Raw genomic sequence first — 12,347 nt, forward strand, 5'->3', positions numbered from 1 at the left:
TACCTCTTTTAATAATTTCCTAATATTTTTACGGCACTTGCCTCTTCACTTAATCCTTTTAATGCATTCTGTACTGCTCCATCTGTAAGTTTTCCTTCAAATTCTACAAAGAATCGATATTCAAAACTCTTATCTTTAATTGGTCGTGATTCAATTTTTACCATATTAATATTATTAAAAATAAAATGTGATAACATGCGGTATAAGGAACCACTTTCATGTGGAATTTCAAAACAAATACTTATTTTTTTTGCCTCTTTGGTGTATACCTTCTTAGCAGTTACTATAATAAATCTGGTACTGTTATCTGCACTGTAATTAATATGCTCCTTTAAAATTTTAAGACCATATAATTCTGCATTTATGGAACTCGCAATTGCTGCCTGATTCTTCTTGCCTTCCATACTTACTTTTTTGGCTGATACTGCATTATTGGCTAATCTAATCTGCTCCCAATCTCTGTGCTCATTTAAGAAGTCTACACTTTGCAAAAAGGATTGTGGATGCGAATATACACAGGTAATATCTGAAATTTCTGCACCCGGTACTCCTAATAAAGCATGTTCAATTTTAATGGTCTGCTCTGCCACAATGTAATTATCATATTCTACTAGTAAATCATAGTTTTCACTTACAATTCCTGCTGAAGAATTTTCTATTGGTAGCACCGCATAATCTGCCTGTCCATTCTTGATTGCCTCCATGGCATCGCGCCAGGTATCTACATGAAAATTATCTGCATTTTTCCCAAAATAAGCCTGCATTGCAAGCTGACTGTATGCACCCTCTACGCCCTGATAAACAATTTTGGCATTTTCAAATGGAAGCTTATCCACTAATTCAAATTCGATTTTTTCTCCTAACCCCTGACTAACCAAAAGCTGATATTGGCGTTTACGGCTCATAGACATAATCTGTTCAAATAATTCCCGCACACCGTAGCGATTCTTTTCATCCTTTACCTGTGCTTCTGCTTTGTCTAATTTTTCCTTTTCACGCTGTTTGTCCAATACTTGTTTTCCGGTGGAAATCTTATATTCTGCCACTTCTGTAGTCAATCCCATTCGTTTTTCATACAACTCGATAATTTGACTATCTATATCATCAATTTCTTCTCTGATTTTTATTAAATCTTTCAATACGTCACATCCTTAAAGTGTTTTTTATTATCATATAACAACTGTAACGGAAAGGCAAGTTTTACGCTTGATTTTACATCGTTTTTACTTTGTTTTTTTGTTTCCCCAATTTCATATTGCATGTTTCTTTTTTAATCTATATAATATTTATATCAATTATTATGAAAGAGGGGGATTTTTTGAAAAAATCAACAAAACGTTTTATCCTAATAGCAATTATTGTGATTCTTGCAATTATTGTTATTTCTGTTTTTTCTTATCTGAAAAACCGTACACACTTTAATAATGCAGATGTTTCTGGAAATATCGGTGGAAATTACTACAATTCCGGTCTATTTTGTGAACATAATGATACGGTATACTTTGCAAATCCTTATGACGACTATGCTCTTTATAAAATGACTCCACAAGGAACCAATGCAGAGAAATTAAGCTCGGATAAAGTATCTTTTATCAATGCTGATAACCATTACATCTATTATGTTCGTGACAATATATCAAAATCACATTCCGGGTCCTCTTTAGGATTTATTCAGCAGGCTTCTAATGGCTTATGCAGAATCAATCACAATGGCAAGGATACGCTTCTTTTAGATGCAGACCCATCCCTTTATGCTGCTTTATCCGGAAACTACATTTATTATATTCATTATGATAAGGAAACAGCTTCTACACTTTATAAAGTAAAAATTGATGCTACGGAAAAGCAGAAAGTAGATGCTTCTCCGCTTCTACTTTCTCCAGCAGCAAATGGAACACTCTGTTACAACGGAGTATCCGGAAACCACAATATATGGTCATTTAATGCTTCAAATGATGGTTCTTCTCTCCTTTATGAAGGAAATTGTTGGAATCCAATTGATGATGGTTCTTACATTTATTTTATGGACTGTGAAAACGATTATCACCTAACTCGTATTGCTAAAAACGGACAGGAGAAAACAGACCTTTCTCAATGCCGCGTGGATTGCTATAATGTCTATGGAGATTATGTCTATTATGAAAAAAATGACATTAACAATGACATTCATATGCTTTGTCGGAAGTCCTTATCCCCTTCCGGGGAAGAAGAAGTGGTTGCCGAAGGCGTTTTTTGTGACATTAACATCACCTCTAATTATGTATACTTCCGAAACTTTAATAATCAGGATGAATTTTTCCAAACACCTACTACCGGTGCCATTGATGTTGAACCATTTTCTTTTGAAACCAAATAAGCATTATAAAACCAAACAGGAATCAAAGATTTTTTCTTTGATTCCTGTTTTTTATCTGTTTCATTATCGGTTTAAAAATCAAAAAGTGAAAGCTGATTAGATTCTGGTAAATCTCCTAAAATTCCAAGATCATCCATTAAGTCAATAACTGTCTTTGATACCTTCGTTCTTTGTCTGAAATCATCCTTTGACAGGAATTTTCCATCCTTTGCAGCCTCTACTACAGCATCTGCCGCCTTATCTCCCAATCCTTCAATAGAATCCAAGGATGGCATAAGTTTTCCATCGATAATCTGAAATGCATGTGCCTTTGCCGTAAATAAATCAACCGGCAGGAATTCAAATCCTCTTGCATACATTTCTTGTACAATTTTCATATCTTTATAGGTATCTTGCTCTTTCTTACTCAGAATATCCTTACGTCGCTCATAATCCGCCATAAAATAATTAAGTTTATCCTTACCCTGACACATCAACTCATAATTGAACGCCGTTGCACGAATACTGAAAAATGCGGCATAATAAGCAAGTGGATAATATACTTTGCAATAAGCAATACGCCAAGCCATCATTACATATGCTGCGGCATGTGCCTTTGGGAACATATATTTAATCTTTTTACAAGACCAGATATACCAATCCGGTACACCATGTTCCGTCATAATTTCTTCCCATTCCGGCTTTAATCCCTTTCCCTTTCGTACACTTTCCATAATGGTGAAGGAAAGTTCACTTTCGATTCCCATGTTAATCAGATAAATCATAATATCATCACGGGTACAAATTGCCGTAGAAATGGTTGCTTTTCCCTCTTCAATCAAGGTCTGGGCATTTCCTAACCACACATCCGTACCATGAGACAGCCCGGAAATACGAATCAAATCAGAAAAAGACTGAGGATTGGTATCAATTAACATCTGAATAACGAAATCTGTACCAAACTCCGGTATTCCCAATGAGCCCAGCGGACAACCACCAATATCTGCCGGTGCGATGCCAAGTGCTTCGGTACTTTGAAACAGTGACATAACTTTTTTATCATCTAACGGAATCTTTTGTGCATCAATTCCTGTTAAATCTTCCAACATACGAATCATGGTAGGATCATCGTGTCCAAGAATATCCAGTTTTAACAAGTTATGGTCGATGGAGTGATAATCAAAGTGTGTTGTGATAATCGGCGTTGTCATATCATTTGCCGGATGCTGCACCGGAGTAAACGTATTGATTTCCTCTCCTACCGGAAGTACAACAATTCCTCCCGGGTGCTGTCCGGTCGTTCTTCGTACTCCTACGCAACCTTGTACGATACGGTCAATCTCACAATTTCTCTTTCGTACTCCACGTTCTTCATAATAATTTTTAATATAACCAAATGCAGTTTTATCTGCCAGTGTACCAATGGTTCCAGCACGGAAGGTTTGTCCGTACCCGAAAATAACTTCACAGTAAGCATGTGCCTTACTTTGGTATTCTCCTGAAAAGTTCAAGTCGATATCAGGCTCTTTATTTCCCTTGAATCCCAAGAATGTTTCAAATGGAATATCGAACCCTTCTTTTTTGAGTTCTGCACCACATTTCGGACACTTTCGGTCTGGCATATCACATCCGGCTCTTCCGCTAAATGCTTTTACCTCTGGCGAATCAAAATCACTAAAATGACACTCCGGGCAATAATAATGCGGAGACAACGGATTTACTTCGGTAATACCGGACATGGTCGCCACAAAGGAAGAACCTACGGAACCACGGGAACCTACCAGGTATCCATCCTCGTTTGACTTCCATACCAATTTCTGGGCAATGATATACATAACGGCATATCCATTGGAAATAATGGAATTCAATTCTCTCTCCAAACGCTCATATACAATACTTGGAAGCTCTTCTCCGTATATCTCATGTGCCTTATTGTAACAAATATCTCTCAACATCTGGTCGGAATTCTCAATTACCGGAGGACACTTATCCGGACGCACCGGTGCTATCCGCTCACACATATCAGCTATCTTATTTGGATTAGTAATAACCACTTCTTCTGCCTTTTCATCTCCCAGATATGCAAATTCTGCCAACATTTCTTCTGTTGTTCTTAAAAACAACGGTGCCTGATCATCTGCATCCTTAAATCCTTTTCCCGCCATTATGATACGGCGATATACCTCATCCTCCGGATCAAGGAAATGTACGTCGCAGGTAGCCACCACTAACTTATTAAACTGCTCGCCTAACTTTACAATTTTGCGGTTAATATCTTTTAGTTCTTCTTCTGATGCTACCGTTGGACTATCTCCTCGTAACATAAATGCATTATTTCCAAGGGGCTGAATCTCCAGATAATCATAAAATCGTACCAAACGTGCAATTTCTTCTTCGGAACTTCCACGCAAAATTGCCTGATACAATTCTCCCGCCTCACATGCGGAACCTATCATTAACCCTTCTTTATATTTTAAAAACTCACTCTTTGGTATTCGCGGTTGTCTGTGGTAATACGTCAAGTGAGACTCTGATACCAAACGGTACATATTAATTCTTCCCGCATCATTCAGGGCTAAAATAATCGCATGATGTGAAGGAAGTTTTTTAATATTATCTACCGATGTATTTCCCATTTCATTGACCTGCTCCAAGGTCTCAATGCCACGCTCTTTTAACATTTCAATGAATTTTACAAAAATCTCGGCAGTACATGCAGCATCATCCACTGCTCTATGGTGATTATCCAAGGAAATTTTCAAAGCCTTAGCAACCGTATCCAGTTTAAAACGATTTAATTGAGGCATCAATACTCTTGCTAATGCCACGGTATCAATTACTGTATATTCACACTTAAGTCCCTGACGCTCACAATTTTTACTGATAAAACTCATATCAAATCCCGCATTATGCGCTACCATGATTGCACCCTCACAGAACTTCAAAAATTCCGGTAAAATCTCTTCGATTTTCGGAGCATCCAGTACCATATCATCCCGAATACCGGTCAATTCTTCAATTTTAAAAGGAATTGGTACCTCCGGATTAACAAACGTTGAAAAACGGTCTGTAATTTTTCCATTTACTACCTTTACCGCACCGATTTCTATGATTCGATTATTCAAAGGGCTAAATCCTGTGGTTTCCAAGTCAAATACCACATATGTATCATTCAGACTTTGTCCTTGAGGATTTTCAATGATACTCTTTAAATCATCTACCAAATATGCTTCTACACCATAGATAACTTTGAAATCATCATCCGGTGAAACTGCATGATTTGCATCCGGAAACGCTTGCACATCACCATGGTCTGTTATAGCGATTGCCTTATGTCCCCATTTCATTGCACGTTTAATGATGTCCTTTACTTCTGAAACACCATCCATATCACTCATTTTTGTATGACAGTGAAGTTCCACACGTTTTTGCGGACTGTTGTCCATTCTAATAGAGGTAAAGTCCGGTATCTTCTTAATTCCGGCTATGGAACCAATGGTAAGCTCACCATCAAACTTATCAATGGTCGTGACACCTTTTATCTTTAAAAACGCTCCTTTTTTCACCTCGGCAGTAATATCCGGTACAAATTCATTTTTGGAAAACATTTTCACCATAATGGTATCTGTAAAATCCGTAATAGCAAACATTATAATTGTCTTTTCGTTTCGGATTTCTCTGGTCTCTAAACTCAGAATCTGTCCACGAATTACAACTTCTCCCATTTCTCCGAGAATTTCTTTGATTTCAATAGTTTCTTCATCAAAGTCCCTGCCATATACCACATCCGGATTATCGGAACGTTTGAATCCTCCGCCATATCCACCGGAAAATCCACCTTTCTTGAATCCGCCTTTTGGCTTTTCTCCCTTTGGTGCTTCCTTCTTTTCCTCTTTTTTCTCCGGAACCGGGGCTGCTTCTAAAAGCACAGAATCCGGTGAAAAAGGTGCTGCTTCGCCCATTTCTTCACTTGGTACCACTTCCACAAATTCTGGTTCTTCTGCATTATGACCTTGTGCCAATGAGGATTTACTTACAATACTCTTTACTTCGTTTTCAATTTGAATATCACTGTTCTTCTTATATTTCTTTTCTTGAGGTTCTACATAATTAACCTGAATATTAATATCCATTCCACAACGTTCACAAATGATTTTTTCCAAAATCCGCACAATTTCTTCGGTACGCTGTCTTGCAATCACCGAATCTTCCAATGTGAGAATAAGCTTATTTTCCTCTGGAAATTCCATTTTTGCCATTCGCAGCACATTGTATTCTAAAAGACTGTATTCTCGAAATTCTTCTAAAATACTATCCTTGTATACATCCATCAGTTTTTGGGGATTATACTGCCCTGATAACTGATACTTCTCAATAATTTTTATAGAAACGTCATGATGTGGAAAAAGCTGTTTTTTGATATTATTTTCCAAGTGGAAAATATTGCTTTTCCAAATCAGTCTTGTACTAAGAAGGTACACCCGAAGTCTATCTCTTTGCCGATTGGTAGATACTTTTGTTACTTCTACATCTGCCAATAGCTTCTCCATATCCTGGTTTACCTTAAGTTCCGGAAAAACATCAAAAAACAGCTTACTCATTCTTATTCACTCCAATGTAATAACTCATATCGAAGAGCTTCTAACAGTTCTTCTTCTTTTACTTTTTTATATACTTCGCCGTGTTTGATAATCAGACCTTCGCCGATTCCACCTGCAATTCCGATATCGGCTTCCTTGGCTTCACCCGGTCCATTTACTACACATCCCATTACTGCAACTTTTATATCTAAAGGAATATCCGCTACCATATCTTCTACTTTATTTGCTAATCCGATTAAATCTATTCGGGTTCTTCCACAGGTAGGGCAAGACACTACTTCTATACCGCCTTTGCGAAGTCCCAACGTTCTTAATATAATCTTTGCAGATTTAATCTCCTCAAGGGGATCGCCTGTTAAGGACACTCGAATGGTATCTCCGATTCCTTGTCCTAAAATCATTCCCAGTCCTATAGCTGACTTAATATTTCCACTGGTAACTGTTCCTGATTCTGTAATACCTACATGTAATGGATAATTGGTTTTGTCTGCTATTAATTCATGTGCCTTTACACACATTAAAACATCCGAAGACTTAATACTAATCACCAGATTATCATATCCCATATCTTCAATGATATGTACCTTATCCAAAGCACTTTCTACAATTCCTTCTGCTGTAACTCCGTGATACTTTTCTATCAGGTCTTTCTCCAAAGAACCACTGTTTACCCCGACACGAATCGGAATATGTCGCTCCTTTGCCACATCAATCACAGCTTTTATTTTCTCTTTGGAGCCGATATTTCCCGGATTAATACGAATTTTATCTGCTCCATGTTCCATGGCTGCAATGGCCAAACGATAATCAAAATGAATATCTGCAACCAGCGGAATCGTAATTTGTTTTTTTATTTTCTCTAATACCTTTGCAGCTTCCATGGTTGGTACTGCACAGCGGATAATATCGCATCCCGCTGCCGTCAATTTTCTAATCTGCTCTACGGTTCCTTTGATGTCTTCTGTCTTTGTATTTGTCATAGACTGAATTAAAATAGGATTATTTGCTCCTATTTTTTTGTTTCCAATCTGTACTTCTTTGGTTTTCTTTCTTACTATTGTTGTTTCCATATGATATTCTCCTAAAAGATATTTCGAATGTCATTAAACATAACAAATACCATCAATGCCATCAAGGCTACAAGTCCAATAAAATGAACCATACCTTCTTTTTCTGGATTTACTCGTTTCCCACGAATCGCTTCAATAATTAAAAATACCAAGCGTCCTCCATCCAATGCCGGAATTGGTAATAAATTCATCACTCCAAGGTTGGCAGAAAGGAAAATACAAATATTCAACATACTCAAAAATACAAGATAAGCTCCTCCGGAACTTTGACTTGCATCATAAGTGTCTCCAATATTTTTTACAATTCCAACAGGTCCGCTTAAATCATTTACGCTAACTCCACCAGTTATTAAAAGTCGTAGGCTTTCCACCGTAGAATTAATCCAGTATCGTACTTCATAAAAGCTATGTGTAAAAGTCTCTACCACATTGCCACGTTCTCTTACAAGGGAACCTGTGATGCCCATCATATAGTTTCCGGTTTCTTTGTCTAACTTGGGCTGAAGTGTTACTTCATGCTTTTCTCCGTCACGTTCATATACTACTTTTACCTCTTTTCCCGGATAAAAGAAAGAATACATGCTGACCTCACGATAGAAATGAACTTTATGTCCATTTAGGGAAATGATTTCATCTCCTGCTTTAAGTCCTGCCTCTTGTGCCGGATATCCGTCCATAACATCTGTAATTACCGGTTTGTCATATCCTACACAAATCATAATAATTAAAGCAAATGCCCATGCCATAATAAAATTAAACACAGGACCTGCCGCTACAACGCTGATTCGAGCCCAGACAGACTTATTATTAAACGCTCCTTCGTCTGAGCTGTCACCGTCTTCCCCTTCCATCATGCAGGCTCCACCAAAAGGTAATAATTTAATAGAATACTTTGTTTCTCCTTTTGTAAAGCCAACTAAAGTAGGTCCTAATCCCAAGCAAAATTCATTTACCCGAATTCCATTCTTTTTCGCTAAAAGAAAGTGTCCTAATTCATGGAATAATATAATAATGCTAAAGATTAAAATTGCTATAATAATTTTCATACTACCACCTGCTCTCTATAAATGCGTATGTCTCTGCTTCTGTCTCAAGAATCTTATCTACATCAGGCTGTTGAATATATTGAATATTTTCCATAGATTCACCGATTATTTCCGGTATTTCTAAAAAAGATATCTTTCGATTTAAAAATAATGCTACTGCTTTTTCATTTGCTGCATTGAATATAGTTGGAACATTTCCACCTTGTTTCATTGCCTGAATTGCAAGTTTTAATCCTGTAAAAGTTTCTGTATCCGGTGCTTCAAAGGTCAAATTAGATAACTGATAAAAATCCAGTTTTTCGCCAGATAAATTTCTCCGGCTGGGATAGTAAAGTGCATATTGAATCGGTAATCGCATATCCGGAGTTCCCAGTTGTGCAATTACTGCTCCATCCGCATATTCTACCATGGAATGAACGACGCTCTGTGGATGTACCACTACCTGAATCTGCTCTAGCTCTACTCCAAACAGCCACTTTGCTTCCATCACTTCTAACCCTTTATTTACAAGGGTTGCTGAATCAATTGTAATTTTTCTTCCCATAGACCAATTTGGATGTTTTAATGCATCTTCTACCTGAACCTTACTAAGTTCTTCTCTTTTTTTACCACGGAAAGGTCCACCTGATGCCGTCAGTAAAATTTTATGAATCTTATTATCTGCCTTTCCCTGCAAACATTGGAAAATAGCACTATGTTCACTATCTACCGGAAGAATTGCAACTCCTTTTCGTGCTGCCAAAGGCATAATTAAGTGACCTGCTGTCACTAAAGTCTCTTTATTAGCCAGTGCAATATCCTTCCCTGCTTCAATTGCTGCAATGGTTGGTCGTATTCCCAACATTCCTACAATTGCAGTTACTAGTATCTCTGCCTCCGGTATCACTGAAACTTCCAGTAACCCTTCCATTCCATATACTACGTTGACTTCTATGTCACGCAAATTATTTCTTAAGGCATTTGCGTCTTTTTCTTCCCATACAGCCACAAGTTTTGGATGAAATTCGCGTACTTGCTTTTCCAACAGTGTAATATTTCTTCCGGCAGCCATAGCTACTACCTGAATATCCCCCTGTTCTCTTACCACATCCAACGTCTGTGTTCCTATAGAACCAGTTGAACCTAATATTGCAATTTTTTTCATATCTAAACCTCGTCTATATTAAATGCAATGCAAGATAATAAATAATCGGTGCTGTAAAAATAACACTATCAAAGCGGTCTAAAATTCCACCATGTCCCGGTATTAATTTTCCATAGTCTTTAATGTCGTAGTTACGTTTGATTGCTGACGCAGCCAAGTCTCCTACCATAGAAATCAAAGCTCCTACCGCACTAATTCCTGCCAGTACAAAAATATATTCTGTAGAAATTTCCATCTGATTCTTAAAAATAAATCCATAAATGATAGTAAGTAATGCTGCTCCAAGCACTCCGCCAACAGCACCTTCTACGGACTTCTTCGGACTTAATTTCGGTGACATTTTGTGTTTTCCGATTAATATTCCCACACAATATGCACAAGTATCACATCCCCAGGAGCACAAGAAAATCAGCCATACAATGTATGCGCCAGCCGGAAGTTCTCTTGTCTGGTAAATACAAGACAGCATTACTGCAACATAAAAAACTCCTAAGAATCCTGCAAACACCTGATCTGCCTTGAATTTTGGGAAAGAAAATACATATACTGCCATAATTACAATTAAAGTTCCCAAAACAAACATCATTGAGTCTGGTATAAATTTCCATAATAAATCAGCATAATACACAACAACAGCTATGTACCCTACTGCTCCAACCAAAGTTTTTTCTATCTGAAATACTCGGTATAGTTCAAATACTCCAATCAGTGAAACACTTGTAAGACCTGCCAGTAATACATTTCCACCGGTTATAATCAATGCAAGTGCTACTGCCACTAATACAATTCCACTTAATAAGCGTGTTTTAAACAATCTTACTCCTCCTTTATCCCACCATAGCGTCTATCTCTACTATTATAGTCTTCGATAGCTTTTACTAATTCCTTTTTCGTAAAATCCGGCCATGGTACATCTGTAAAATATAATTCTGTATATGCTAATTGCCATAACAGGTAATTTGAAATTCTCTGTTCACCACTGGTACGAATCAACAAATCCGGATCCGGTATATCTGCGGTATCTAAATAACTTTGAAATTTCTCCTCGTCCAATTCTTCTACCGGAAATGGATTTTCCTGATACTCTTTCAGCATTTTTCGCATACCGCGAAGCATCTCATCTCTACTTCCATAATTAATCGCAATTTGAAAGTTTAAACCATCTTGATCCTTTGATGCTTCTTCAAGCTTTGCGATACTTTCTTGAATATCTGCATCTAATTTTGATTTGTCACCAATAATACGAACCCGCATATGATTCTTTTCCGCTGTCTTAATGCAATTTTTCATGTAATTGCGCAATAGCTTCATTAACGCATCTACTTCTTCTTTGGGACGACTCCAATTTTCTGTGGAAAATGCATACACCGTCAAATATTTTACACCAAGGTTCCACGCTTCCCGACATATGGTTTCTACGTTTTTTGCCCCTTGTGTATGTCCGAAGTTTCTTGGCATTCCATGCTGTTTTGCCCAACGACCATTTCCATCCAGAATAATTGCTATATGCTGTGGAACATTCATACTTCCACCTCCTGTATTTTCCTACGATTCAAAAGGGACACGAACTAATGTCATGTCCCCTGAAATCTTATACGGTAAGAATTTCCTTTGTTTTTTCATCTACCGCTTTATCTACTTTGACAATATAATTATCTGTCAGTTTCTGTACATCATCTTCTAACTGTTTTACTTCATCCTCTGAAACTTCATTGGATTTTCCAAGTTTTTTCCACGCATCATTTGCATCTCTTCGGATATTTCGAATTGCTACTTTTGCATTTTCGCCCTTTTTCTTAACATCCTTTGCTAATTCTTTTCTGCGTTCCTCTGTCAGTTCCGGAAATACTAAACGAATTACTTTTCCGTCGTTTGTTGGATTGATTCCTAAATCAGAACTCATAATCGCCTTTTCGATTTCTCGTACCATGTTTGCTTCCCATGGCTGAATCTGAATCATACGAGGTTCTGGAACAGAAACATTTGCAACCTGCTGAATTCCTGTTGGAGTTCCGTAATAATCAACCTTAAGTTTATCTAAAACATGCGGATTAGCACGTCCTGCTCTGATTGAGCTATATTCTTCCAATAAGTTCTGCAATGATTTTTGCATCTTATTATCATACTGTTGTAATCTTTCATCCATAAAAA

Annotated in this window: 9 protein-coding genes; 1 reads left to right on the plus strand and 8 read right to left on the minus strand. The window is 37.4% G+C overall.

Features of this window, described 5'->3' with window-relative positions; all coding sequences use genetic code 11:
• Positions 1-8 precede the first annotated feature (8 nt).
• Positions 9-1,139: a prephenate dehydratase gene (gene pheA / locus KQI83_RS05065; RefSeq protein WP_216555178.1), complete on the minus strand. Its 1,131-nt coding sequence runs from the start codon at positions 1,137-1,139 to the stop codon at positions 9-11.
• Positions 1,140-1,318: 179 nt separating this feature from the next.
• On the opposite strand from pheA, the gene KQI83_RS05070 reads away from it, so the two are divergent.
• A complete protein-coding gene (locus tag KQI83_RS05070) occupies positions 1,319-2,356 on the plus strand; it encodes a DUF5050 domain-containing protein (RefSeq protein WP_216555180.1) in 1,038 nt (345 codons plus the stop codon).
• A 71-nt stretch (positions 2,357-2,427) separates the two neighbouring features.
• Here KQI83_RS05070 and KQI83_RS05075 read toward each other — a convergent pair whose 3' ends face one another.
• The 7 genes from KQI83_RS05075 to frr all read right to left on the minus strand — a co-directional run bounded on the left by KQI83_RS05075 (position 2,428) and on the right by frr (position 12,342).
• Positions 2,428-6,936, minus strand: a complete 4,509-nt coding sequence (locus KQI83_RS05075) for a PolC-type DNA polymerase III (protein WP_216555182.1) — start codon at positions 6,934-6,936, stop codon at positions 2,428-2,430.
• Between the two features lie 2 nt (positions 6,937-6,938).
• Positions 6,939-8,006 (minus strand): flavodoxin-dependent (E)-4-hydroxy-3-methylbut-2-enyl-diphosphate synthase, encoded by a 1,068-nt coding sequence (gene ispG, locus KQI83_RS05080; protein WP_216555184.1) that lies wholly within the window; start codon positions 8,004-8,006, stop codon positions 6,939-6,941.
• 11 nt (positions 8,007-8,017) lie between these two features.
• Positions 8,018-9,052, minus strand: a complete 1,035-nt coding sequence (gene rseP, locus KQI83_RS05085) for an RIP metalloprotease RseP (protein ID WP_216555185.1) — start codon at positions 9,050-9,052, stop codon at positions 8,018-8,020.
• Between the two features lies 1 nt (position 9,053).
• Complete coding sequence (locus KQI83_RS05090; RefSeq protein ID WP_216555186.1) at positions 9,054-10,196, minus strand: 1-deoxy-D-xylulose-5-phosphate reductoisomerase; 1,143 nt, start codon at positions 10,194-10,196, stop codon at positions 9,054-9,056.
• Between the two features lie 13 nt (positions 10,197-10,209).
• Positions 10,210-11,010, minus strand: coding sequence for a phosphatidate cytidylyltransferase (locus KQI83_RS05095; RefSeq protein ID WP_216555187.1), 801 nt, complete (start codon positions 11,008-11,010; stop codon positions 10,210-10,212).
• A 2-nt stretch (positions 11,011-11,012) separates the two neighbouring features.
• Entirely contained in the window at positions 11,013-11,720 is a 708-nt protein-coding gene (locus KQI83_RS05100; RefSeq protein ID WP_216555188.1) for an isoprenyl transferase, read from the minus strand.
• 67 nt (positions 11,721-11,787) lie between these two features.
• Complete coding sequence (gene frr, locus KQI83_RS05105) at positions 11,788-12,342, minus strand: ribosome recycling factor (protein ID WP_216555189.1); 555 nt, start codon at positions 12,340-12,342, stop codon at positions 11,788-11,790.
• Positions 12,343-12,347 lie beyond the last annotated feature (5 nt).

Source organism: Roseburia sp. MSJ-14, assembly GCF_018918225.1.
In the GTDB taxonomy this organism is placed as follows: Bacteria; Bacillota; Clostridia; order Lachnospirales; family Lachnospiraceae; genus Petralouisia.